Genomic DNA, 24,548 nt, shown 5'->3' on the forward strand with positions numbered 1-24,548 from the left:
AAAAGAAAGAAGGAAGGACGAGAAACGGTTCTGCGTATGCCGGAGCAAGTGGCTCGCCGCGCATCCCTTCAGATCGTGCGTGAGCAGCCATGGATTTTATAGCGCCGGTGGGCCGGTTGTGGGTGGCGCCTATGGCCGCCATGCGGGCATCAAGGTCGCCGGTGTATCGTTTTTTTGTGCTTGTCCAGGGGTTATGCTATTAAATTAATAGCTACAAGCCAAGTATCAATAAGGGCTAGGGACCGATTTTGCTCAAAACTCAAAGTAGTCCCGTGTGGCCTTAGATTGGATTGGTATATGCCGAATGACGTTGCATGCCTTCGACATCGTTTGCGGCCATACAGGCGCACCAGGGCCGCAAGCTAGGATTTGCGGCGAACCTGCCGCTTGCCTGGCGCCCAGGCAAACCAGGCCATGACGGCCACAGGCAAGCCCAACGCCAGCCATGACCACCAGTCACCCCAGCCGCCGTCAGACACCAGCGCGCTCAGAAGGCCAGTCGCGCTGAGCACGCCCAGCACGATGGGCCAGCGCCACAGGTGCCAGAACATGTATGTTTTCATGCGGCACCGCCAGTCGCCTTGTGGCCCGCAGCAGGCAGCGCGGGTGCTGTTTCCGGCTCCACTGCCGCCTTCGTTTGGGCGGCCTTGGCCGATTTAGCGGGGTTACGCCGACCCACCCACAGGTAAAGCCCGCTGCCCAGCACGATGATGGTTGCGATGTCCAGCAGCGCCCAGAGGATTTGCATGGGCATGCCGCCGTAGTCGCCGAAATGCAGCGGCTGCGACACCAGCAGCGCCGTGAGGTACCAGGGCAGCGGCGGGCTGGCGGTGAGCGCGTTGGTGCCGGCATCCACCAGCACAGGTTTGAGCAGGCGCGAGTTGAAGGGCTCGTTGCCGCGCAGGAAGACGGTGTAGTGGTGCGGGCTCGAAAACGCCGTTCCCGGGAAGGCGATGAACGCCATCTTCATCTCGGGCGCCAGCGCTTTTGCCGATGACGCCGCCTGCTGCACCGAGGCCAGCTGCGCGGGCGGCTTTTGCCCCTGGTAGGGCGCCAGCAGCGCGCTGAGCTGGTCGTACTGCCAGTATTTGATGATCAGGTCGGCCCAGGTGTTGATCATGCCGGTGGCGCCCACGGTAAAGGCCCACACCAGCGTCACGATGCCCAGCAGGTTGTGCAGGTCCAGCCATTTGGCGCGCGGGCGGTTTTGCCGCACCTCGCCGAAGTCGAGCTTGCGCATAAAGGGCGCGTACAGCACCACGCCCGAAACAATCGCCACCAGCAGCAAAAGGCCCATGAAACCCAGGAAAAGTTTGCCCGCCAGCCCGGCAAACAGGTCGACGTGCAGCTTGAACATCACATACATAAAGCCCTCGTCGAACTTCGGCTGGGCCAGCACGGCGGCCGTGCGCGCGTCGACGGCGACGGTCTTGTTGTTCTCCTGGGACATCGGCGTGTCGCCCAGCGTGACGTACCAGAAACGGTCGTCGTCGATCTCGTGCGATGCGAACATCGGCACTTTGCCTGGGTGCAGCGCCTGCGCCACTTCCATGACCTTGTCCAGGCTGGCGCGCGGTGTGGCTTTGGGTAAATCGGGCGCCTCGACTTCGGTGCCCAGCAGGTGGCCGATTTCGTGGTGAAAGATCAGCGGCAGGCCGGTCAGGCACAGCAGCAGCATGAAGACGGTAGTGACCAGGCTGCTCCATTTGTGCACCCAGGTCCAGGTCTTGATGCTGCGGCTGCTCATCGGCGCCTTGGCGGTCTTCGTGCTCATCGTGGGTTTCCTTGCAGTGGACTAGAAACGGTAGGTGGCGCTGGCCACCACGTTGCGCCGTGCGCCGTACCAGCAGTCGCCGCGCGCCAGGCACGTGCTGAAGTAGGTTTTGTCGGTCGCGTTGTTGATGTTGACGGCGTAGCGCCAGTTCGCCGTGTCGTACGCGAACATCAAATCCAGCAGCGCTGTGGCGGGGATTTCCGGGCCGTTGCCGCCGCCTTGCTGGTCCTTGAAGGAGCCCATCCAGCGCACACCCGCACCGGCTGAAAACCCGTTCATGCCCGCGATGGAAAACCGGTACTTGGCCCAGGCGCTGGCCTGGTGTTTGGGCAGGCCTTCGAGCTGCTTGTCCAGGTCGGTGTAGTTGTAGTGCGCCACCAGTTCCAGGTTGGGCGTAAGCGGGCCTTTGACTTCGAGCTCAAGCCCCTTGGTGCGCGTGGCGCCGACCTGGGCGTAGACGTTGGGCAGCGGCGAGGAGATCTGGTTTTTCTCGCGCAGGTCGTACAGGGCCGCACTGTAGGCCAGCGCATGGCCGGCCGGCTCGTACTTCAGGCCCAGCTCCCACTGCTCGCCGCGCAGCGGCTTGAACAGCTGGCCCTTGATGGCGGCCTGCGGCGTGAACGATTCGCTGTAGCTCAGGTAGGGCGACCAGCCCGAGGCAAAGGCATACAGCACGCCCAGGCGTTTGGTGGTGGCCGAGCTTTCCTCCTCGGGGCTGCCGTCGGCGCTGGACACGGCCTTGTCGTGGCGCAGGCCCGCCGTCACGATCCAGTTGTGCAACTTCATCTGGTCCTGCAGGTACAGGCCTGTCTGGCGCTGCCGCGTGCCCGGCAAGGCGGTACGGTCGGGCACCAGCAGGTTGCCGTAGACCGGTGCGTAGGCGTTGATGGTGCTGACGGTCGCGCCGGACCAGACGTTTTCGCGGTGGCGCGCAAAGACGGCGCCCACCAGCACCGTGTGTTTGAGCGCGCCGGTCGTGAAATGGCCCTCGGCGTGGTTGTCCAGCGCGGTGATGCGGTTGCGTGTGAGCGAGCTGTCGTTGATGCGGCCCAGCCGCCGTTTGGCCACCGGGTCGGCGCCCCAGCTGCCGGGGCTGCTGAAGAAGTCGCCGTAGTGGTAGCGGTTGTCGTTCTCGTTGCTGGAGGTGCGAAAGTTCTGGCGCACCGTCCAGGTGTCGTTGAACTTGTGTTCCAGCAGCCAGCCGAAGCTCTTGCGCTCGGAGTTGTAGTAGTCGCCCGGTTCGCCGATGAAGCGGCTCGTCGGCAGGCGGCCGTTGGGGTTGGGCAGCAGAGTGCCTTCCCAGGGGAAGAACTGCGAGGTCGAGCCGCTTTTGTCCTTCTGCCACAGCGCCTGCAGGGTGAACGAGGTGGCGGCACTGGGCCGCCAGGTCAGCGAAGGCGCGATCAGGCTGCGGTCGTCGGGCACGTAATCGACCTGCGTGTCCGAGTTGCGCTTGAGCGCGACCAGCCGGTACAGCCACTCGCCGTCTTCCGTGAGCGGGCCGGTCAGGTCGGCCTGGACCTGCCTGCGGCCGTAGCTGCCGTATTGCACGCCCACTTCGCGCTGGGTATCGGCCTGCGGCCTTTTGCTGACCATGTTGACCACGCCCGCGGCCGTACCAGCGCCGAACAGCATGCCCGAAGGGCCGCGCAGCACTTCGAGGCGCTCCAGCGTGTAGGGGTCGGCACGCGTGCGGCTGGTGTAGTAGCCGTAGGCTTCGCGCAGGCCGTCGAGGTAGTTGTCGGGGTTGGCGCCGCGCACACGCACCGAGTCGGTCCGCGAGTCCAGCCCGTAAGCGTCTGAGCGCACACCGGCGGCATAGCCCATCGCGTCCTGCAGGTTGGTGGCACCCTGGTCGGTGATCTGCTGGCTGGTGATCACGGTCACAGCCTGCGGTGTTTCAGACAGCGGCGTGTCGGTCTTGGTGGCCGTGGCGGCCCGTTTGGCGCGATAACCTGTCACCGGGCCGGTCGCGGTTTCCGCGTCGGAGCGCACCTGCACTTCGCGCAGGGTGGTCTCGGCGTGAGGGGCTGGAGCTGCGGTCTGCGCATACGCGCCTTGAAGTGCGGCAACCAGGGAAAGGGCGGTGAACGGGGCCAGGCGGCGCGTGGCGCGCGGCAGGTGCAAGGTGGGCAAGGTCAAAACTCCTGGGGAGGACGCCAGGAAACTGGCGTGCGCACAGGCACCCGAACGCCACGGTGTGGGGCGAAGATCGAAGGGGCTTGTGAGCGGGTTGTTGGCTTGCTACGCCTGGCAGCGAGGCTGCTGCTGGGATGTTCGGCTAGCGAAAGAGGGCGTTGTGAACTATACCATTAGATGAGAGTTATTCTCATCTGAGTTGTACGTGAATGTCACCCGGAACGCCGCTCGGGTCGCGGGCAAGGCGCGCAGAAAGAGCGCTCAACGGCCCCGCCCGTTGAGGGCCGCCATTGAGCGCATCACATCACTGCGCGGCGATCGGGCTGCGGATCAGGTAGTCAAACGCGCTGAGCGCCGCCTTCGCGCCTTCACCGGCCGCGATGATGATCTGCTTGAAGGGCACGGTCGTTGCGTCGCCGGCAGCAAACACGCCCGGCACCGAGGTCTGGCCTTTGGCGTCGACGATGATCTCGCCGTGTTTGGACAGCTCCACCACGCCCTTTAGCCAATCGGTGTTGGGCACCAGGCCGATCTGGATGAACACGCCTTCCAGCTCAACCGTCTTAAGCTCACCGCTGGCGCGGTCCTTGTAGACCAGGCCGTTGACCTTCTGGTCGCCGGTGATTTCGGTGGTCTGCGCGTTGGTGAACACCGTCACGTTTTCCAGGCTGTTCAGCTTGCGCTGCAGCACGGCGTCGGCACGCAGCGCGGTGTCATATTCGATCAGCGTCACATGGCCGACGATGCCGGCCAGGTCAATTGCCGCTTCAACGCCGGAGTTGCCGCCGCCGATCACCGCCACGCGTTTGCCCTTGAAGAGCGGGCCGTCGCAGTGCGGGCAGTAGGCCACGCCTTTGTTCTTGAACTCATGCTCGCCGGGCACGTTGATGTTGCGCCAGCGCGCGCCGGTCGAGATCACGATGGACTTGCTCTTGAGCGAGGCGCCGCTTTCAAGCTGCACTTCAATCAGGTTTTTGTCCGGCCCGCTGTTCGGCACCAGCGCCTTGGCTCGCTGCAGGTTCATGATGTCCACGTCGTAGTTGCGCACGTGCTCTTCCAGTGCGTGGGCAAACTTGGGGCCTTCGGTTTCCTTGATGGAGATGAAGTTCTCGATGCCCAGGGTGTCCAGCACCTGGCCGCCGAAGCGCTCGGACGCCACGCCGGTGCGAATGCCCTTGCGCGCGGCATACACGGCCGCTGCCGCGCCGGCAGGGCCGCCGCCGACGATCAGCACGTCGAAGGGGTCTTTTTTGTCGATGATCTTGGCTTCGCGCTCGACGCCGCTGGTGTCGATCTTGGCCAGGATTTCTTCCAGGCTCATGCGGCCGTTGCCGAACATGGTGCCGTTCAGGAAGACGGTGGGCACGCCCATGATCTCCCGCTCCTTCACTTCGTCCTGGAAGGTGCCGCCTTCGATCATCGTGGTCTTGATGCGCGGGTTCTGCACCGCCATCAGGTTCAGCGCCTGGACGACATCGGGGCAGTTGTGGCAGGTCAGCGAGACATACACCTCGAAGTCGAAGTCGCCATCGAGCGCGCGGATCTGCTCCAGCACGGGTTGCTCGACTTTGGGCGGGTAGCCGCCGATCTGCAGCAACGCAAGGATCAGCGAGGTGAATTCATGGCCCATGGGCAGGCCGGCAAAACGCGGGCCGTGGTTCTCACCGGGGCGGTTGATCGAGAAAGAGGGCTTGCGATGCGGGTCGTCGCGGCTCTCGGTCAGCTTGACCAGCGGCGAGGACTCGGCCACGTCTTTCAGCAGCGACAGAACTTCACCCGAAGCCTCGCTGCCGTCAAGCGAAGCGACGATTTCAATCGGCTGCGTGGCGCGTTCGAGATAGCTTTTCAGTTGGGCTTTGGTGGCGTCGTCGAGCATGGGGAACTCACTTTCAATTTCAATGGGGAACAAAAAAGCCCGGGACGGCACACACGTGTGCCGGGGCCCGGGCCTCCGTCAGGAAGGCAACAGGGCGGTTAATGCCTGTTCTTAGATCTTGCCAACCAGGTCGATCGACGGCGCAATCGTCTTGGCGCCTTCGTTCCACTTGGCAGGGCAGACCTGGCCGGGGTGGGCGGCGGTGTACTGGGCAGCCTTCAGCTTGCGCAGGGTTTCCTTGACGTCGCGTGCGATCTCATTGGAGTGCACTTCAGCCGTCTTGATCACGCCTTCGGGGTTGATCACGAAGGTGCCGCGCAGTGCCAGGCCTTCTTCGGGGATGAACACGTCAAACGCCTTGGTCAGCGTGTGGGTTGGGTCGCCCACCAGCGGGAACTTGGCCTTGCCGACTGCGGGCGAGGTTTCGTGCCAGACCTTGTGCGAGAAATGCGTGTCGGTGGTGACGATGTAGACCTCTGCACCAGCCTTCTGGAATTCTGCGTAGTTGTCGGCAGCATCTTCAACTTCGGTAGGGCAGTTGAAGGTGAATGCGGCCGGCATGAAGATCAGGACGGACCATTTGCCCTTCAGCGATTCGTCGGAAACGTCGATGAACTTGCCATTGAGGAAAGCCTGGGTTTTGAAAGGCTGGACTTGCGTGTTGATCAGGGACATCTATTTGAATTCCTATAGGTGATTAAAAAAGGCTGAAACTTGCCGGCGAATTGATAGTATAACTCTTTTAATCTGTATTGTTCGATAGTTATTTACTATTCATTGAATAGGCGTAACGCTCCGTATCCGGCCCTTCATCCTTACCGGCTGCCGTGACCGGACGATGACCGCTACAGAGGGGAAGACGCACAAGCGGGGCAAATTTCCTGCAGGAATTTTGCATCCAAATGTTGCGAATGAGAACAATTCGCATATACTTCGATCTTCCCCAAGCCAGCCACAAGCAACATTAGCCGCCAGGTCTGCGGCAGTTGCGGTAGCAAGCCCCTCCAAACCATCTTTTTTGGGCTTGTTACGTGATCTCTACCAATCAATTCCCCCGCTTCGCCCTGCGCGAAATCTCCCTGGTTGCAGCGCTGGTCTGCAGCTGCGGCTTTGCCGCACATGCACAAACCGCTCCCGTTGCCTCCGCCCCGGTGCAGGTCGCCTTGCTGAAAGAAGTCGTCGTCAGCGGCTCGCGCAACGAGCAATCCGTGGAAGACATCCCGCAAACCATTGACGTGCTCAATGCCGCCGACATCGAGCAGGGGCAGATCCGCGACATCCGTGATGCGGCCAAAAACATTCCCAACGTGTCGGTGCGCCGCGCGCCCGCGCGTTTCGGCCTGGCGCAAGGCGACACCGGCCGCGAAGGCAATGCCGGTTTCAACATCCGCGGCCTTGACGGCAACCGCGTGCTGATGATGGTGGACGGCATCCGCATTCCGCGCAGCTATGCCTTCAGCCCCAACTCCTTCGGCCGCGACAGCGTGTCCATCGACCTCATCAAGCGCATTGAAATCGTCAAGGGCCCGGCCTCCGCGCTGTACGGCTCCGACGGCATTGCCGGCCTGGTCAACTTCATCACCAACGAGCCGGACGATTACCTCAAAGATGGCAAGACGCTGGGCGGGCGTGCCTCCATCGGCTACAGCGGCGACAACAACGAAACCGCCGTCAGCGGCACGGTTGCAGGCCGCGTCAACGAGATGCTGGCCTGGCAACTCAGCGTGGCCACCAGCCGCGGCAATGAACTGGAAAACCGCGGCGACAACAGCGGCACCGGCTTTACCCGCACGGCGCCCAACCCGCAAACCGACAAGGCCAACTCCCTGCTGGCCAAGGTCGTGCTGAACCCGACGGCCTCGCAAAAACACGTCATCACCTTCGAGCATGTCAACAAGAAGAGCGACTACAACCTGCTGACGGCACGCTCGGCCACGGTGCAGGACTCTTATTCGTCCGGCAAGATGGACCGCGATCGCCTGACCTGGGATGCGAAGTACAAGGTCGACACGCTGCTGACCGACAACATCCAGACCGTGCTCAGCTACCAGGACGCGAAGTCCAACGACTTCACCTATGAGCGCCGCACCGCGCTGCCGCAGGTGCGCACGCGCGACACCACCTACAGCGAGCGCACGCTGCAGGCCAGCGTCCAGGCCGACAAGACCATCCGCATGGGCGGCAACTCGGCGCAGAAGATTACCTACGGCCTGGACTACACCCGTGCAGACATTGAAAACCTGCAGACCGGCCTGGTGCCGCCTGCCGGCGAAACCTTCCCGCTCAAGCGCTTCCCCGACACGAAAGAAACCGCCACGGCGGTCTACGTGCAGGACGAATTCATCCTCGGCGACTGGAGCGTGACGCCGGGCGTGCGCGCCGACAGCTTCAAGATCGACGCGGCGCAGGCCGGCTTCCCCGTGCCCGCCGTGTCGCTGTCGGGCTCGGCTGTGTCGCCCAAGGTCGGCGTCGTTTACCGCGCCACGCCGCAGTGGAGCCTGTTCGGCAATTACGCCAGCGGCTTTCGCGCACCCAATGCCGGCCAGGTCAACGGCTTCTTCCAGAACCCCACCGGCGGCTACCGTACCGTTCCCAACCCCAACCTCAAGCCTGAAAAGAGCCGCAACGTCGAGTTCGGTGTGCGTGCGCGGCTGGACCAGCTGAGCTTTGACACGGCAGTGTTCTACGGCCGCTTCAAGGACCTGATCCAGGACGGTGCCATCGTGAGCGGCGCTTTCGGCAACCCGGGCAACCCCGCCGTGATCCAGTCGATCAACATCGACAACGCGACCATCAGCGGTTTTGAGATCAAGGGCGACATGAAATGGGGCAAGGTCGTCGACGGTCAGCTCAGCACGCCGTTCTCGTACGGCTACACCCGCGGCACCGTGAAGAACACCGGCAAGCCGCTGGACACCATCGACCCGTCCAAGCTCAGCGTCGGCCTGAAGTACGAGACGGCGTCCTGGGATGTCCGCCTGGACGCGAGCCACCACTCCGCCAAGAAGTTCGACGACATCAGCGCGCAGACGATTGCCGCCGCGCCGCCCGCAGTGCCTGTGGCCACGCCGCAGTTCGCCGTGCCGTCCGCCACCACGCTGGATTTGACCGGCCAGTGGCGCATCAGCAAAACCTTGCGTATCAATGCCGGCCTCATCAACCTGACGAACAAGAAGTACTGGAACTGGTCGGACGTCCGCGGTGTGGCGGCCAACTCTTCCTTCCGCGATGCCTACAGCCAGCCCGGCCGTTACTTCAACGTCTCGCTGGTCGCGGATTTCTGATTTCCCGACTTCCTGATTTCTTCCTGAACGTTTTACAAAAAAAGGAAAGCCCATGAGCCAGTTTCCCGACCCCACCAGCAGCGACACCGGCAGCGATAGTGATGCGGCCGACATGCCCCACATGCCCCCCGCGGCGCTGCTGGCCGGGACACTGGCCCTGATGACCGGCCACGCCCAGGCCTGCTGCGAAGGGCAGCGGGCGGCGATGGCCAGGAAGGTCATTACCCACCTCTCGATGCTGTCGGCCCACCCCGACGCATCACCCAATTTCAAGGCCATTGCCGCCAACCTGCATTCCCTGTGGGTGCGGCTGCTGAAGCAAGACCCTGAACAGCCACAGCAGGCACTCCCGTCTGCAGACCATTTTGACCCCCACCGCGTGCTTTGGCACACAACCCCGGAGACCCTTCAATGAGCGCAGTCCTTCCAACCCAGACGCGGCTGGATGCCGCAAACCAGGCAATGGCCAGCACTCCCTTTCATCACGGTAACCCCGCCGCACTGCGTGACAGCTTTGCCGCCGCGCGCAGCAGCGGCAAGCGCGCCAAAGACGCCGCCGAAAGCCTCGGCATCACCGAAGGCCAGGCCATCGCGGCCCACGCCGGCGCGCACGAGCACGCCCTCAAGGCCACGCCGCTCAAAGGCCCCTGGGTCGAAATCCTGCAGGCGCTGGAGCTGTGCGGCCCGGTCATGGCGCTGACGCGCAATGAATCCACCGTGCACGAGAAAACCGGCGTCTACCGCAACATCAGCGCCCAGGGCCACATGGGCCTGGCGCTCGGCGAAGAGATCGACCTGCGCATTTTCTTCAGCCGCTGGCATGCCGGCTTTTACGTCTTCGAGCCGGCCAACGACCCGAAAAACCCGGCTTCGGAAAGCCTGCAATTTTTTGATGCACACGGCGTCGCGGTGCACAAGATATTCGCGCGGCCCGAGACCGACCGCGAAGCCTTCCGGGATGTCGCCAACCAGTTCACCGACGCGGGCAAGGCTTACACCTTCACGCCTGCCGTAGCCAAAGACGCGCCCAAGCCCGATTCCGAAATCGACGCCGCCGCACTGGCCAAGGGCTGGAGCGAAATGAAAGACACGCACGAATTTTTCGGCCTGATCGGCAAGGCCGGCGCCGAGCGCCAGCAGGCCTTCCGCCTGGTCGAAGGCCGCTTCACGCAGAAGGCCGACCTGACCGTCGTGCGCAAGCTGCTCGACGAAGCCTCCATCGACGGCACGTCCATCATGGTGTTTGTCGGCAGCCTGGGCTGCATCCAGATCCACACCGGCCCCGTCAAGCGCATCGAGCCCATGGTCACGCCGACCGCGCAATGGATCAACGTGCTCGACGCAGGCTTTAACCTGCACCTGCGCGAAGACATGATCAAGAGCGCCTGGGTGGTCGAGAAGCCCACCTCCGACGGCGTGGTCACCTCGGTCGAGGTGTTCGACGGCGCGGGCGAGCTGATGGCGATGTTCTTCGGTGCACGCAAACCCGGTACGCCCGAGCTGCAGCCTTGGCGCGACCTTGTGGCGCGTTTGCCCCGCCTCCAGAAAGCTGCATGAGCGGCCCTATGAAAAGTTCTTCATTTCAACTCCGCCGGCGCGACGCGCTGAGGTTTCTGTCGCTTCCGGCAGCCTGCGCCGTGCCTGGTGCATTCGTTCTTTCGGCAACGGCCGTGCACGCCCAGACGGCTACGGCAAAAATGCCGCGCATCGTGTCGGTGAGTGGTGCCACAACGGAAATCGTCTACGCGCTGGGCGCTGAAAAACAGCTCGTCGGCAGCGACACCACCAGCCTCTTTCCGGCTGCGGCATTGCAAACGCCCAAGGTCGGCTACATGCGCCAGCTGTCGGCCGAAGGCCTGCTCTCGCTCAAGCCCGACGCGGTGATCGGAACGACCGAAGCCGGCCCGCACGTGGTGATCGACCAGATCCGCACCGCCGGCGTCAAGGTCGAACTGGTCGAAGCCGACCACACCTGGAGCGAAGTGCAGCGCAAGGTTGCCGCCGTGGGCCGCGCAACGGCGCGCGTCGCGCAAGCCGCGGCGCTGCAGGCCAAACTGGATGCGCAGTGGGCCGAGGTGCTTGCCACCGTGGCCCGCAAGGGCGGCAAAAAGCCCCGCGCTGTTTTTATCCTGTCGCATTCGGGCTCACCACAAGTGGCGGGCGAGAAGACGGCCGCGCACGCGATGTTCGGTTTTGCGGGCCTGGACAACGCCCTCATCACCCCCGGCAGCGCCAGCAACTTTGCCGGCTACCGCGCGATGACGCCTGAAGCGGTGGTGACCGCCGCACCCGACGTGATCGTCACCACGACGCAAGGTATTGAAGCCATCGGCGGGATCGGGAAATTCTGGCAACGCCCGGGCCTGGAGCTCACGCCCGCCTACAAGCGCCGCGCGCTGGTGGCGCTGGATGCGCTCTACCTGATCGGCTTTGGACCCCGCTTGCCGCAGGCGGTGGCTGACTTGCACCAGGCGAGCTTGAAAGCGCTGGCATGAGCGCTGCCGCATCGCACGGCGACCACCGGCGCTGGCCGGCTTCGCTGGTGCTGGGCGCGGGCCTGGTGCTGCTTGCTATCAGTTTTATAGCGGGTAGTGCACGTGGAGCTTACGCAATCAGCCCTTTTCAGTTATGGAATGTGCTGCTCGACATGCTCGCCGGCAGCACCCAGCCGTCGCCCGAACACCTGGTCTTCATGAACATCCGCCTGCCGCGGCTGCTGCTGGGCGTGGCCGCTGGCGCGGCGCTGGGCATGTCGGGCGCGCTGATGCAGGGCCTGTTTCGCAACCCGCTGGCCGACCCCGGCCTGATCGGCGTCAGCAGCGGCGCAGCGCTGGCTGCCGGCATGACCATCGTGCTGGGCAGCATGTGGTTCCCCGAGATGCCGCGCACGCTGGGCAGCTGGACGCTGGTGTCCACCGCCTTTGTCGGCAGCCTGCTGGTGACCGTGCTGGTGTATGCCTTGTCGCAACAGGACGGCGCCACGCGCGTCGGCATCATGCTGCTGGCCGGTGTGGCCATCAACGCCCTGGCCGGCGCTGGCTTGGGCTACCTCACCTTTTTGGCCACCGACGAGCAACTGCGCAACATCCAGTTCTGGCTGCTGGGCAGCCTGGGCGGCGCGCGCTGGAGTGCGGTGGCCCTGGTGTTTTCAATCGTGACGGTGGCGTGCGCTGCGGGCTTGACGCTGGCCCGTCCGCTCAACGCCATTGCGTTGGGTGAGACGCAGGCGGCGCTGCTGGGCGTGCCGGTCGAACGCGTCAAGCGTTTTGCCGTGCTGCTGACCGCGCTGGCGGTGGGGGCTGTCACGGCCACCACCGGCATCATCGGTTTTATCGGCCTGGTGGCGCCGCACTGCGTGCGCCTGGTGGCCGGGCCGGACCACCGCATCGTGCTGCCGGGCTCGGCCCTGCTGGGCGCCGCCCTGGTGCTGGCCGCCGACAGCGTGGCGCGCACCATGGTCAAGCCGGCCGAGTTGCCGCTGGGTGTGCTGACGGCTTTTGTCGGCGTGCCTTTCTTTTTACTGCTGCTGCGGCATTTCCGCAGCAGGCTGTGAGGTTGGCATGAACGCGCGCAACCAGACAGATTTTTCACCGCTGGCAGGCATGCTGGAGGTGGTGGGCGTGGGGGTCGAGGTGCCTGGCCGCTCGCTGCTGCAGGCGGCGTCGGCGCAATTCATCGCCGGTCAGGTCACTGCGGTGCTGGGGCCCAACGGCGCCGGCAAGTCCACCCTGATGTCGCTGCTGACCGGCCAGCGCCAGCCCACAGGCGGCCATGTTTACCTGGCCGGCAAGGCGCTGGCCAGCTATGCATCGGCCGACCTGGCGCGGGTACGCGCTTCGGTGGCGCAAGAAACCCAGGTCGCGTTTGAGTTCACCGTGCGCGAAGTGGTGGAACTCGGCCGTTACCCGCACCGCCGCCACCCCGGCCAGCGCGATGTAGACCTGGTGCTGCAGGCCATGCAGGCGACTGCGGTCGAACGTTTGCAGCACCGCGCGCTCAACACGCTGTCAGGCGGTGAGAAGGCGCGTGTGCACCTGGCGCGCGCACTGGCGCAGGTGTGGGAGCCTGTCACCGGCGTTGCGGGTGACAGCTCAGTGCGCTGGTTGCTGTTGGATGAGCCGACTGCCGCGCTCGATCTGCAGCACCAGCACCGCATGCTGCAACTTGTGCGCGCCTGGGCCACAGCGCAGGGCGTGGGTGTGGTCGCCGTGCTGCACGATTTGAACCTCGCCCTGCGCTACGCCGACCGCTGCGTCGTGCTGCAGGGCGGGCAGGTGGTGGGCAGCGGCGCCACGGCCGATGTGCTAACGCCTTTTTGCATTGAAAAGGTCTGGGGCGTGGTGGCACACCCGGTGGCGACAAAGGGCGGGGCGCCCGGGCCGCGTCAGTATCTGTTCGACGCGCCTGTCTAGAACGCCCGCTGTTCAGGTCGATAAAGCAATCACCACGGCGGATTCGTCAACCAGGGCTTGAACCAGGGCTTTGGTTTTCAGTCCGCTGCCCGCCGCCGCAAACCCCACCAGCTGCAAGCCGCCTTCCAGCTGCAGCGACACCTCATCGCCTGTTGCCCCGCGGCTGATACGAACGGCCTGGCCGTTGAGGCCTTGCACGCCCGGCGCTGTGGCGGCCGCAGGCGACTGCGCCGTCACCGTCACTGCCGTGGCCTTGCACAGCGCCAGCACGGTTTGCCCTTTTTGCAGCCCCAGCAGTTCAGCGCTGGCCTTGGTGATGCGCGAGACCAGCGAAGCCCCGCCCGGCAGTTTTAAATGCACGCGGGCCATCTGGCCCCGCAGCTCCAGCTTGTCGACTTCGCAGGGCAACTGGTTGCGCATGCTGGTGCGCACGCTCATGTTGGAGAGCGCGGGCAGGGCGCGCGGCAGCAGCAGCTCGTTGGACTTGAAGGCGCCCAGCACCTGGCTGCGCGTTTCATTCAAAAGGCCGGCGACGGCCAGCAGCTTCTGGCCGGCCGGCGTCAAGGTGGCGCCGCCGCCGCCCGAGCCGCCCACCGCACGCTCCACCAGCGCCACACCGGCCAGGTTGGTCAGCGTGTCGATGGCCTGCCACGCCGCCTTGTAGCTGACCCTGGCCTGCCGCGCCGCCTGCGAGATCGAGCCGCTCTCGCCGACCAGCCGCAGGATCTCGATGCGTTTGTCGGCCGGCTCGTGGCTGAAGGCATTGGCGAAGGAAGGGGCGGTAGACATTGAAGGTGGCGGCTTTGGAGAGGCTGAGACAGGTAGCGCTATTCTAAAATAGAATAGCGAATCGGCCAACGCGCTTGGCCTTCAGACCGTTCTTTATTCCGATCCCTGCTTTGGAGTCCTGCCATGTCTCTTTCTGGCTTGCGTTACCTGCCGGCTTTGTGCGCCGCCCTCGTATCAAGCGCGTCCTGGGCCGACGAAGTCCAGGTCGCCGTCGCAGCCAATTTCACCGCGCCCATGAAGCTGATCGCCGCGGACTTTGAAAAAGACACCGGCCATAAAGCCGTGCTGACCTTCGGCGCCACCGGCAAGTTTTATGCGCAGATCACCCACGGTGCGCCGTTTGAGGTTTTCCTTTCGGCCGACGACGAAACGCCCGCCAGGCTCGAGAAAGAAGGGGCCGCCGCCAACGGCAGCCGCTTCACTTACGCCACCGGCCGGCTGGTGTTGTGGTCGGCCCAACCCGGTGTGGTCGATGCGCAGGGCGATGTCCTCAAGAAGGGCGACTTCAAGAAGATCGCCATTGCGGCGCCCAAGCTCGCACCCTACGGCGCTGCGGCGGTCGAGACGATGAACAAGCTCGGCCTGCAGGCAGCACTGGAGCCCAAGCTTGTGCAGGGCGAAAGCATCGGCCAGGCTTTCAGTTTTGTCTCCACCGGCAATGCCGAGCTGGGCTTTGTCGCACTCTCGCAGGTGTATGAAGACGGCAAGATCAAGTCGGGCTCGGCCTGGATTGTTCCTGCCAGCCTGCACAGCCCGATTCGCCAGGACGCCGTGCTGCTGGCCAAAGCCAAAGACAGCCAGGCTGCGGGCCGGCTGATGGCCTTCCTCAAAACCGAAAAAGCCAAAGCGGTGATCCGCTCCTTTGGTTACGAGCCCTGAAGCAGGGCATGAAAGACCGCTGACCCATGCTCGACGATGCAAGCCTTCAGGCCCTGGCGCTGACCTTTCGGCTGGCGGCCACCACCACCGTGTTGCTGCTGTTGGCCGGCACACCCCTTGCCTGGTGGCTGGCGCGCACGCGTTCGTGGCTCAAGGGGCCGGTGGGTGCGCTGGTGGCCTTGCCGCTGGTGCTGCCGCCGGTGGTGCTGGGTTTTTACCTGCTGGTGCTGATGGGGCCGAACGGCCCGGTGGGGCAGCTCACGCAGTCGCTGGGCTGGGGCGTGCTGCCGTTCACCTTTGCCGGGCTGGTGGTGGGCTCGGTGCTGTATTCCATGCCCTTCGTGGTGCAGCCGCTGCAAAACGCGTTTGAGGCGATTGGCGAGCGGCCGCTGGAAGCCGCCGCCACCTTGCGCGCCTCGCCGCTGGACACCTTCTTCAGCGTGGTGCTGCCGCTGGCGCGGCCCGCTTACCTCACGGCCGCCGTGATGGGCTTTGCGCACACGGTGGGCGAATTCGGCATCGTGCTGATGATGGGCGGCAACATTCCCGGCAAGACGCGTGTGATGTCGGTGCAGATTTACGACCATGTGGAGGCGCTGGAATACCGCCAGGCACACTGGCTGGCCGGCGGGCTGCTGGTGTTTTCGTTTTTGGTATTGCTCGCGCTGTACACCTTGCAGTCCGGGCGGCGCAAAGGGCAGGGCGCATGACGCCGAACGTTTTGGCCGAAGGCATCACGGCATCGTTTCGCCGCACGTTTGCCGATTTTTCGCTCGACGTGGCGCTGGCCATACCCGGGCGCGGCGTTACCGCCATCTTCGGCCCCTCGGGCTCGGGCAAGACGAGTTTGCTGCGCAGCATTGCGGGCCTGGAGCGCGCGGGCAGCGGCCGCCTGGTGGTCAATGGCGAGGTCTGGCAGGACGATGCCGCCGGCGTTTTTATGCCGGTGCACCAGCGCCCGCTGGGCTATGTGTTTCAGGAGGCCAGTCTTTTTGCCCACCTGGACGTCGCCCGCAACCTCGACTTCGGCCTGCGCCGCGTGCCGGCCGCCAAGCGCCGTGTTTTGCTGGACCAAGCCATCGAGCTGCTGGGCCTGCAAAAGCTGATGCAGCGCGCGCCCGGCACGCTCTCGGGCGGCGAGCGCCAGCGGGTGGCGATCGCGCGGGCGCTGGCCACCAGCCCGCGCCTCTTGCTGATGGACGAACCGCTGGCCTCGCTCGACATCGCCCGCAAGGCCGAAATCCTGCCCTACCTGGAGCGCCTGCACGACGAGCTGGACATCCCCGTGTTGTATGTGAGCCATGCGCCGGATGAAGTCGCCCGGCTGGCTGACCACCTGGTGCTGCTGGACGCGGGCCGCGTCACGGCCTCGGGCCCCACACGCGAGCTGATGACGCGGCTGGATTTGCCGCTGGCGCACGGCGATGCCGCTGCCGCGGTGATCGACGCGGTGGTCAGCGCCGTCGAGCCGCACTGGCACATGAGCCATGCCGAGTTTGCGGGCGGGCGCATCAGCCTGCTCAACCCGACGCTGCAGGTAGGCCAGCGCGTGCGTGTGCGCATCCAGGCGCGCGATGTGAGCCTGACGCTGGCGCGCCAGGACGGCACCAGCGTGCAGAACATCTTTGCCGTCACCGTCACGGCTTTGTCGCCCGACAGCCCGGGCCAGGTCATGGTGGGCCTGGACGCCGGCGGCAGCACGCTGCTGGCCCGGCTGACGCAGAAGTCGGCCGAGGCGCTGCGGCTGCAGCCCGGCAGCCGGGTGTTCGCGCAGGTCAAGGGCGTGGCCGTTCTTGGTTGAGGCGATCAGGCATTAAATCGGCCTCTAGCCCAATCGCTGCCTTGGCTTATAGCTATCAAATAAATAGCAAAACAGCAACTTCACAGCCGGGCAGGGCGCTAGTACTCCAGCCGCTCGGGACGGATTTCCTGCAGGATGGTGGTGGAAATCTCTTCAATCGACTTGGTGGTGGTCGACAGCCAGCGAATGCCTTCGCGCCGCATCATGGCCTCGGCCTCGTGGATCTCTTCGCGGCAGTTCTCCAGGCTGGCGTACTTGGAGTTGGGCCGGCGCTCGTTGCGGATCTGCGCCAGGCGCTCCGGCGCGATCGTCAGGCCGAAGATCTTCTTGCGGTGCGGCACCAGCGCCGGCGGCAACTGGCGGCGCTCGAAGTCTTCCGGGATCAGCGGGTAGTTGGAGGCTTTGAGGCCGTATTGCATGGCCAGGTAGAGCGAGGTCGGCGTCTTGCCGCTGCGGCTCACGCCCACCAGGATGACGTCCGAGCCGGCCAGGTCGCGGTTGCTCTGGCCGTCGTCATGCGCCAGCGAGAAATTGATGGCCTCGATGCGGTCGTCGTATTCCTTGCTCTTGGAGGCATCTGAAAACCGGCCTACCCGGTGGTTGGACTTGATGCCCAGCTCGCCTTCCAGCGGCGCGACGAACATGCCGAACATGTCCAGCAGCATGCCGTTGCAATGGGTTTTGATGACGGCCAGGATTTCCATGTTGACCAGCGTGGTGAAGACGATGGGCCGTTTGCCCTCGACTTCGGCCGTGTGGTTGATTTGCCGGATCGCCTGGTGGGCCTTGTCCACGCTGTCGATAAAGGGCAGGCGGACGTGGCGCGGCTTGAACTCAAACTGCGCCAGGATGGCGTTACCAAAGGTTTCAGCGGTAATGCCGGTGCCGTCGGAGATGAAAAACACGGTGCGTTGGGACATGAAGGGGCTTCAAAAGAGCTTGAAAGGGCGGAAATGGGGGTTTGGCTGGTTGAAAGCCGGGTGAAAGCCTGACGCGGCACGCCCGGCCCCAGCCGCCTACAATCGTGGCAATTATCCAGTTTGTCACATCATGCCCCGCCACAACCCCTTCGAACAACAACAAGGTTGCCTGCCGCGCATGGTGAATTCCCCGGTTTTTAAACCTCCCGGAGTATTTTCATGTCCAAGCTGTTTGAGGCGACCGCCCTGGTCGTACCGTTTGAAAACCTGAGGATGACAGACGTCGAGTCTGTCGGCGGCAAGAACGCCAGCCTCGGCGAAATGATCTCGCAACTGCCCACCGGCCCCCAGGGCGTGCGGGTGCCCACCGGATTTGCGACGACGGCCCACGCTTTCCGCGTGTTCCTGGCCCACGACGGGCTCGACAAAAAAATCAACAGCGTGCTGGACGCGCTGGACACCGACGACGTGCGTGCCCTGGCCACAGCCGGCGCCAAGATCCGCGCACTGGTCGAAGCCCAGCCTTTCCCGGCCGATCTGGAAAAAGCCGTTCGCGACAGTTTTGCCGCTCTCAGCGCCGGTAACGCCCAGGCCAGCTTCGCGGTGCGCTCGTCCGCCACGGCCGAGGATTTGCCCGACGCGTCGTTTGCCGGCCAGCAGGAAACCTTCCTGAACGTCGTCGGCATTGACGACGTGCTGCACAAGATGAAAGAGGTGTTCGCCTCGCTCTACAACGACCGCGCCATCAGCTACCGCGTGCACCAGGGCTTTGCCCATTCCGACGTGGCGCTGTCCGCCGGCATCCAGCGCATGGTGCGCAGCGACAAGGGCGCGGCCGGCGTGATGTTCACCATCGACACCGAAAGCGGCTTTGAAGACGTGGTGTTCATCACCTCCAGCTACGGCCTGGGCGAAACCGTGGTGCAGGGCGCCGTCAATCCCGACGAGTTCTATGTGCACAAGCCCATGCTCAAGGCCGGCAAGCGCGCCGTGATCCGCCGCAACCTGGGCTCCAAGCTGCTGCAGATGGAGTTCACCACGGCGGAAGAGAAAAAATCCGGCGGCAAGCTGGTCAAGACCACCGACGTGCCGACCGAATTGCGCAACCGCTATTCGCTGACCGACGACGACGTCGAGCAGCTCGCGCGCTACGCCCTGATCATCGAAACGCATTACGGCCGGCCGATGGACATCGAGTGGGGCAAAGACGGCACCGACGGCCAGCTCTACATCCTGCAGGCGCGCCCCGAGACGGTGAAGAGCCAGTCCAAAGGCAAGGCCGAGCAGCGCTACAAGCTCAAGGGCACCGGCACCGTGCTGGCTGAAGGCCGCGCCATTGGCCAGAAGATCGGCACCGGCCCGGTCCGCATCGTGCACGACATCAAGGACATGGACCAGGTTCAGCCGGGCGACATCCTCGTCACCGACATGACCGACCCGAACTGGGAGCCGGTGATGAAGCGCGCCAGCGCCATCGTGACCAACCGCGGCGGGCGCACCTGCCACGCGGCCATCATTGCGCGCGAGCTGGGCATCCCGGCCGTGGTCGGCTGCGGCGACGCCACCGAAACGCTGAAAGACGGCATGCTGGTGACGGTTAGCTGCGCAGAAGGCGACACCGGCAACATCTATGACGGCCTGCTCGAAACCGAAGTGACCGAAGTGCAGCGCGGCGACATGCCGCCCATCGACCTGAAGATCACGATGAACGTCGGCAACCCGCAGCTGGCCTTTGACTTCTGCCAGATCCCGAACCACGGCGTGGGCCTGGCGCGGCTGGAATTTGTCATCAACAACAACATCGGCGTGCACCCCAAGGCGATCCTGGACTACCCGAACATCGACGCCGACCTGAAAAAAGCGGTGGAAAGCGTGGCCCGCGGCCATGCCTCGCCGCGCGCCTTTTACGTCGACAAGGTGGTGGAAGGCGTGGCGACGATTGGCGCGGCCTTCTGGCCCAAGCCGGTGATCGTGCGCCTGTCGGACTTCAAGTCCAACGAGTACCGCAAACTGATAGGCGGCTCACGTTATGAGCCGGAAGAAGAAAACCCGATGCTCGGTTTCCGCGGCGCATCGCGTTACCTCAGCCCCGACTTTGGCGAAGCCTTTGCCATGGAATGCGAGGCGCTCAGGCGCGTGCGCGACGATATGGGCCTGGTCAATGTCGAGGTCATGGTGCCGTTTGTGCGCACGCTGGGCCAGGCGAAGAAGGTCACCGACCTGCTGGCCCAGCACGGTCTCAAGCGCGGCGAAAAAGGCCTGCGCGTGATCATGATGTGCGAGGTGCCGAGCAACGCCATCCTGGCCGACGAGTTCCTGGAGTACTTCGACGGCTTCTCGATCGGCTCGAACGACCTGACCCAGCTCACGCTGGGCCTGGACCGCGACTCGGGCATGGAGATCCTGGCGCAGGACTTCGACGAGCGCGACCCCGCCGTCAAGGCCATGCTCAGCCGCGCCATCCAGGCCTGCCGCAAGCAAGGCAAATACGTCGGCATCTGCGGCCAGGGCCCCAGCGACCACCCGGACTTTGCGCAGTGGCTGAAGGACGAGGGCATCGGCTCCATCTCGCTGAACCCCGATACGGTGATCGACACCTGGAAGCAACTGGCCAACTGAAGGCCTGCTGAAATGTGTTGAAAAGGTGCGCTGCGGAGAAATCCGCAGCGCTTTTTTTTGGCCGTTCCCGAGGGAAAACCCCCGGTGGCGGGAGGTTTCCCCGGTAAGCAACCGGCAAGGCCTCCGGTGACAATCGAGGCCGTGTCCCCCTTTCATTCTTTGCCCGCCCCGAGCCATGCTTGCCGTCGCCATCACCGTCAAACTGCTCGCTGAGATTGCGCTGCTGGCATTGGCCGGCCAATGGCTGGTGGGCGTGATGGCTGGCGGCGCGAAGGGCAGCAATCCGGTTTACCGCGTGCTGCAGCTGGTTGGCCGGCCTTGGGTCAAGGCTGCGCGCTGGATATCCCCGCCGGTGGTGATGGAGCGCCACCTGCCGCTGGTGGCGTTTCTGGTGCTGTTGCTTGTGTGGGCTGTTGCTGCCATCGCCAAGGTTCGCATCTGCCTGGAGATCGGGGTGGCGCTGTGCAAATAGGGGCTGGCTTGCACTATGTGTTCCTGAAAGCGCGCGCCTTGCTTTTGCTCGCCTGCGCCAAACGACCCGCCGCACTGGCAACGTTTGACCGGATGCTGCAACTGCGGCCCGCCGATCCTTATGCACTGGCCAGCCGCGGCCATGTGGCGGCTCAACTCCATCTGACGCAAGAAGCCATTGCCAGCTTGAGGCACTTGACCGTTGTCAGGCCCGAACAGGCGGCGGGCTGGTTCAACCTGGGCTACCTGCTGCAGCAAGCCGGCCGGCATGACGAAGCAGGACCCGCATTTGAGCGGGCGCTGGCGCTGGATGCGCGCCTGGACCAGGCCTGGTACGGCCTGGCGCTGGTGCTGATCCAGGCCCGGCGCTTCGAGGAAGCCGCTGAGGCCCTGCAAAAAAATACGGCCCTGCAGCCGTTGAGCCCCTACGGCTGGTACCGGCTCGCGCAGGTCTGGCTGGCGCTGGGCCAGCCGGGCAAGGCGCGCAAGGTGATTGCGCACCTCAGGCGCTTTGAGCCGCGTGTGGCCGCCCAGTTTGAGCGCGAAAACGAGGCTGTTTTTGCGGCCGCCGGTGAGGTCACCCATGCAGCCCACTGAGAGCCATCGCCGCTACTGGCGCAAGAACCTGGCCGTGACGGCGGTGTTGCTGCTGGTCTGGTTCAGCGTCTCCTTCGGCGTGAGCTATTTCGCACGGTCGCTGAACTTCACGTTTTTCGGCTGGCCCTTCAGCTTCTGGATGGGCGCGCAGGGCGCCCTGGTGGTGTATTGCCTCATCGTCGGCTTTTATGCCTGGTACATGAACCGTCTCGACATCGAGCATGACGTGGCGGACGAGGACTGAATGGCCGGCTTCTTTGGTTCACGCGAGGGGGTCCTGCTCTCGAGCCAGCAGTTCAAGCGGCAGCTGGACCGCGTCTACCGCTGGTACACGCTGGGCCTGGTGGTATTTGTGGTCATCCTCGCGCTGCTGGAGCGCGCGGGCCTGCCGCGCCTCTGGATAGGCACGGCCTTTTTGCTGGCCACCATCGGCCTGTACGCGGGCATTGGTGTCATGAGCCGCACCACTGACGCCTCTGAATACTATGTGGCGGGCCGTCGCGTGCCGGCGGTCTACAACGGCATGGCCACCGGCGCCGACTGGATGTCGGCCGCCTCGTTCATCGGCCTGGCGGGCACGCTCTACCTCACGGGTTACAGCGGGCTGGCTTTCATCATGGGCTGGACGGGCGGCTATTGCCTGGTGGCCCTGGTGCTTGCGCCTTACCTGCGCAAATTCGGCCAGTTCACCATTCCCGACTTTTTGGGCGAACGCTACGGCGGAAGCCTGCCGCGGCTCATCGGCGTGGCGGCGGCCATCCTTTGCTCCTTCACCTACCTGGTCGCGCAGATTTACGGCGTGGGCCTGATCACCTCCTACCTGACCGGCATCGCGTTCGAGCTGGGCATCTTTCTGGGCCTGGGCGGAATTCTTGTGTGCTCCTTCCTGGGCGGTATGCGCGCGGTGACCTGGACGCAAGTCGCCCAGTACATCATCCTGGTGGTGGCTTACCTGATCCCGGTGGTCTGGCTGTCCGTCAAGCAGACGGGCGTGCCGGTGCCGCAGCTGGTTTACGGCTTTCAGCTCGAAAAGGTGACGGCCAAGGAAAAAGAGCTGACGGCCGATCCCAGGGAACTGCAGGTGCGTGAACTCTTCAGGCAGCGGTCGGAAGCGCTATCGGGCAAGCTGGCGCAGCCGGCGGAATCACTGGCCGCCGACAAACTGGCCGCCGCCAAACGGATGGAGCAGCTCAAAACCGGCAATGCCTCGGTAGCGGACATCTCTTCGGCCGCCAAAGCCCTGGCCACCATGCCCAGAGACGAGGCGGCCGCCGTCAAGGCCTGGACGGCCGCCAAAGCCGCTGCCGACATCAAGACCCAGCCGCTCAACGGCATGCCGGCCCACGCGACGCAGTTCTCGGGCAACCCGGACGGAACACCGAAAGAGCAGGAGACCTACGACACCTCGCGCCGCAATTTTCTGGCGCTGGTTTTTTGCCTCATGGTGGGCACGGCGGCCTTGCCGCACATCCTGATGCGCTACTACACGGTCCCCAGCGTGCGCGAGGCGCGGCAATCCGTCACGTGGTCGCTGGTGTGCATCTTTCTGCTGTATTTCACCGCACCGGCGCTGGCGGTACTGGTGAAGTACGAGATATTCACCGTGCTGGTCGGCATGCCGTTTGACCAACTGCCGGCCTGGGTGAATTCCTGGACGCGGGTAGACCCTTCGCTGCTGTCTGTCACCGACATCAACAAGGACAACATCCTGCAGCTCAATGAGATGAACATAGGCGGCGACATCGTCGTGCTGCTGACGCCCGAACTGGCGGGCCTGCCCTATGTCATTTCAGGCTTGGTGGCGGCGGGCGGGCTGGCCGCGGCGCTGTCGACCGCCGACGGCCTGCTGCTGACGATTGCCAATGCGCTGGGGCACGACCTCTATTACAAGATGATCGACCCCAACGCCTCGACGGTAAGCCGGGTCACGGTGTCCAAGATCCTGCTGCTCATCGTCGCCTTGCTGGCCGCCTACGTGGCGGCGCAAAAGCCGGCGGACATCCTGTTTCTGGTCTCGGCCGCGTTCTCGTTTGCCGCCGCCTCCTTCTTCCCGGCCCTGAGCCTGGGAATCTTCTGGAAGCGCGCCAATGGCATAGGCGCGGTGCTGGGCATGGTGTGCGGTCTGGGCGTGACCTCGTACTATATGTTCACCAACCAGGCCTGGCTGCGCGCCACCTTCGGCATCACCTCGCCGGTGCAGCTGTGGTGGGGCATAGACCCGATTTCGGCCGGACTTTTCGGCGTTCCGGTCGGTTTTGCGGTAATTGTGCTGGTCAGCCTGGTCACCCGGCCTCCCAGCCAGAAAGTCCAGGAACTGGTCGAATACATCCGCTACCCGGACCTGAAACGCCTCTAAAAACACCCGGCACAGCCGGAATGCGAGGGATTTCGGCGTTTTCAGGTCCAGTGCGGATCTTCCCCGTCTTTACCAGCATGAGCCACGGAACCGGCTTTGCCGGGCCGTAGGCGGGCGGCCCCCTCGGGGGGCAGCGACTCACACAAAGTGGGGGAGCGTGGGGGTGGTATATAATCATGGGCTTCGCCTTGCTGCACCCTTAACGACGCTGGGGCAGCTTCAATCAACCACAAGGAGAGTTTATGCGTCACTATGAGATCGTCTTGCTGATCCACCCGGATCAAAGCGAGCAAGTCCCAGCCATGCTGGAACGTTACAAGGGCATGATTACCGCCGGCGGTGGAAAAGTGCATCGTGTTGAAGATTGGGGCCGCCGCCAGCTGGTGTACCTGATCCAGAAACTCGCAAAAGCCCACTACCTCTGCATCAACATCGAAGCCAGCCAGGCCGTGATGGAAGAAATTGAACACGCGTTCAAGTTCAACGATGCCGTGCTGCGCCACCTGACTGTCGTGAAGAAGAAGGCCGAAACCGGCCCATCCCTCATGATGCGCAACGTCGAGAGGGAAGAAGCCCGTAAAGCCCAACAGCAGGAGTATGCGGCTTAATAGCCAACATGCTGTTGAACGCC

At 64.1% G+C, this 24,548-nt stretch carries 22 protein-coding genes; 15 read left to right on the forward strand and 7 right to left on the reverse strand.

From position 1 onward, the window contains the following. Nucleotides 1-362: 362 nt before the first annotated feature. The 5 genes from DT070_RS14875 to ahpC all read right to left on the reverse strand — a co-directional run bounded on the left by DT070_RS14875 (nucleotide 363) and on the right by ahpC (nucleotide 6,464). Nucleotides 363-563: a hypothetical protein gene (locus DT070_RS14875; protein ID WP_122956107.1), complete on the reverse strand. Its 201-nt coding sequence runs from the start codon at nucleotides 561-563 to the stop codon at nucleotides 363-365. Beyond that, nucleotides 560-1,747: a PepSY domain-containing protein gene (locus DT070_RS14880; RefSeq protein ID WP_122957423.1), complete on the reverse strand. Its 1,188-nt coding sequence runs from the start codon at nucleotides 1,745-1,747 to the stop codon at nucleotides 560-562. The genes DT070_RS14875 and DT070_RS14880 overlap by 4 nt, the downstream gene beginning before the upstream one ends. A 48-nt stretch (nucleotides 1,748-1,795) precedes the next feature. Next, nucleotides 1,796-3,910 (reverse strand): TonB-dependent siderophore receptor, encoded by a 2,115-nt coding sequence (locus DT070_RS14885; RefSeq protein ID WP_194965911.1) that lies wholly within the window; start codon nucleotides 3,908-3,910, stop codon nucleotides 1,796-1,798. A gap of 307 nt (nucleotides 3,911-4,217) precedes the next feature. Continuing rightward, nucleotides 4,218-5,789, reverse strand: a complete 1,572-nt coding sequence (gene ahpF / locus DT070_RS14890) for an alkyl hydroperoxide reductase subunit F (RefSeq protein ID WP_122956108.1) — start codon at nucleotides 5,787-5,789, stop codon at nucleotides 4,218-4,220. A 111-nt stretch (nucleotides 5,790-5,900) separates the two neighbouring features. Next, on the reverse strand, nucleotides 5,901-6,464 hold the full coding sequence (gene ahpC / locus DT070_RS14895; protein ID WP_007874200.1) for an alkyl hydroperoxide reductase subunit C: 564 nt from the start codon (nucleotides 6,462-6,464) through the stop codon (nucleotides 5,901-5,903). A gap of 356 nt (nucleotides 6,465-6,820) precedes the next feature. Between ahpC and DT070_RS14900 the strand changes: the two genes are divergently transcribed. The 6 genes from DT070_RS14900 to DT070_RS14925 are packed head-to-tail and all read left to right on the forward strand — an operon-like array spanning nucleotide 6,821 to nucleotide 13,485. Next, nucleotides 6,821-9,073, forward strand: a complete 2,253-nt coding sequence (locus DT070_RS14900) for a TonB-dependent hemoglobin/transferrin/lactoferrin family receptor (RefSeq protein ID WP_122956109.1) — start codon at nucleotides 6,821-6,823, stop codon at nucleotides 9,071-9,073. Between the two features lie 52 nt (nucleotides 9,074-9,125). Next, nucleotides 9,126-9,488, forward strand: coding sequence for a hypothetical protein (locus tag DT070_RS14905; RefSeq protein WP_122956110.1), 363 nt, complete (start codon nucleotides 9,126-9,128; stop codon nucleotides 9,486-9,488). A 47-nt stretch (nucleotides 9,489-9,535) separates the two neighbouring features. Further along, a complete protein-coding gene (locus DT070_RS14910) occupies nucleotides 9,536-10,630 on the forward strand; it encodes a hemin-degrading factor (RefSeq protein WP_164483814.1) in 1,095 nt (364 codons plus the stop codon). Nucleotides 10,631-10,638: 8 nt separating this feature from the next. After that, nucleotides 10,639-11,568, forward strand: a complete 930-nt coding sequence (locus tag DT070_RS14915) for a hemin ABC transporter substrate-binding protein (RefSeq protein WP_122956112.1) — start codon at nucleotides 10,639-10,641, stop codon at nucleotides 11,566-11,568. Beyond that, the gene (locus tag DT070_RS14920) at nucleotides 11,565-12,626 is read left to right on the forward strand and encodes an iron ABC transporter permease (RefSeq protein ID WP_122956113.1); all 1,062 of its coding nucleotides are present in this window, start codon (nucleotides 11,565-11,567) and stop codon (nucleotides 12,624-12,626) included. Before DT070_RS14915 ends, DT070_RS14920 begins: the two co-directional genes overlap by 4 nt. Nucleotides 12,627-12,633: 7 nt before the next feature. Beyond that, nucleotides 12,634-13,485, forward strand: coding sequence for a heme ABC transporter ATP-binding protein (locus tag DT070_RS14925; protein ID WP_122956114.1), 852 nt, complete (start codon nucleotides 12,634-12,636; stop codon nucleotides 13,483-13,485). 12 nt (nucleotides 13,486-13,497) lie between these two features. Here the strand turns inward: DT070_RS14925 and DT070_RS14930 are convergent, their stop codons facing one another. Next, entirely contained in the window at nucleotides 13,498-14,274 is a 777-nt protein-coding gene (locus DT070_RS14930) for a TOBE domain-containing protein (RefSeq protein ID WP_122956115.1), read from the reverse strand. A gap of 123 nt (nucleotides 14,275-14,397) precedes the next feature. On the opposite strand from DT070_RS14930, the gene modA reads away from it, so the two are divergent. The 3 genes from modA to modC are packed head-to-tail and all read left to right on the forward strand — an operon-like array spanning nucleotide 14,398 to nucleotide 16,954. Continuing rightward, the gene (gene modA / locus DT070_RS14935) at nucleotides 14,398-15,153 is read left to right on the forward strand and encodes a molybdate ABC transporter substrate-binding protein (protein ID WP_122956116.1); all 756 of its coding nucleotides are present in this window, start codon (nucleotides 14,398-14,400) and stop codon (nucleotides 15,151-15,153) included. Nucleotides 15,154-15,179: 26 nt separating this feature from the next. Beyond that, the gene (gene modB, locus DT070_RS14940; RefSeq protein WP_122956117.1) at nucleotides 15,180-15,863 is read left to right on the forward strand and encodes a molybdate ABC transporter permease subunit; all 684 of its coding nucleotides are present in this window, start codon (nucleotides 15,180-15,182) and stop codon (nucleotides 15,861-15,863) included. Next, the gene (gene modC / locus DT070_RS14945; protein ID WP_122956118.1) at nucleotides 15,860-16,954 is read left to right on the forward strand and encodes a molybdenum ABC transporter ATP-binding protein; all 1,095 of its coding nucleotides are present in this window, start codon (nucleotides 15,860-15,862) and stop codon (nucleotides 16,952-16,954) included. Before modB ends, modC begins: the two co-directional genes overlap by 4 nt. 98 nt (nucleotides 16,955-17,052) lie before the next feature. On the opposite strand, the gene DT070_RS14950 is transcribed toward modC, so the two are convergent. Next, nucleotides 17,053-17,874: a pyruvate, water dikinase regulatory protein gene (locus DT070_RS14950; RefSeq protein ID WP_092126396.1), complete on the reverse strand. Its 822-nt coding sequence runs from the start codon at nucleotides 17,872-17,874 to the stop codon at nucleotides 17,053-17,055. Between the two features lie 219 nt (nucleotides 17,875-18,093). Here DT070_RS14950 and ppsA point away from each other — a divergent pair, with 219 nt between their 5' ends. From ppsA to rpsF, 6 genes are all read left to right on the forward strand, one after another. Further along, nucleotides 18,094-20,493 carry a phosphoenolpyruvate synthase gene (gene ppsA / locus DT070_RS14955; protein ID WP_122956119.1) on the forward strand — a complete coding sequence of 800 codons (2,400 nt, stop codon included), beginning with the start codon at nucleotides 18,094-18,096 and terminating at the stop codon, nucleotides 20,491-20,493. Nucleotides 20,494-20,668: 175 nt separating this feature from the next. Next, entirely contained in the window at nucleotides 20,669-20,965 is a 297-nt protein-coding gene (locus tag DT070_RS14960) for a hypothetical protein (protein WP_122956120.1), read from the forward strand. Nucleotides 20,966-21,003: 38 nt separating this feature from the next. Then, nucleotides 21,004-21,561 (forward strand): tetratricopeptide repeat protein, encoded by a 558-nt coding sequence (locus DT070_RS14965; protein WP_240642553.1) that lies wholly within the window; start codon nucleotides 21,004-21,006, stop codon nucleotides 21,559-21,561. Beyond that, nucleotides 21,548-21,805, forward strand: a complete 258-nt coding sequence (locus DT070_RS14970) for a DUF4212 domain-containing protein (RefSeq protein ID WP_122956121.1) — start codon at nucleotides 21,548-21,550, stop codon at nucleotides 21,803-21,805. Before DT070_RS14965 ends, DT070_RS14970 begins: the two co-directional genes overlap by 14 nt. After that, nucleotides 21,806-23,917, forward strand: coding sequence for a sodium:solute symporter family protein (locus tag DT070_RS14975; protein WP_122956122.1), 2,112 nt, complete (start codon nucleotides 21,806-21,808; stop codon nucleotides 23,915-23,917). It abuts the gene before it with no gap. Nucleotides 23,918-24,159: 242 nt separating this feature from the next. Further along, the gene (rpsF, locus tag DT070_RS14980; RefSeq protein ID WP_007871089.1) at nucleotides 24,160-24,525 is read left to right on the forward strand and encodes a 30S ribosomal protein S6; all 366 of its coding nucleotides are present in this window, start codon (nucleotides 24,160-24,162) and stop codon (nucleotides 24,523-24,525) included. Nucleotides 24,526-24,548 lie beyond the last annotated feature (23 nt).

The sequence above is a fragment of the Polaromonas sp. SP1 genome, assembly GCF_003711205.1.
Lineage (GTDB): Bacteria > Pseudomonadota > Gammaproteobacteria > Burkholderiales > Burkholderiaceae_C > Polaromonas.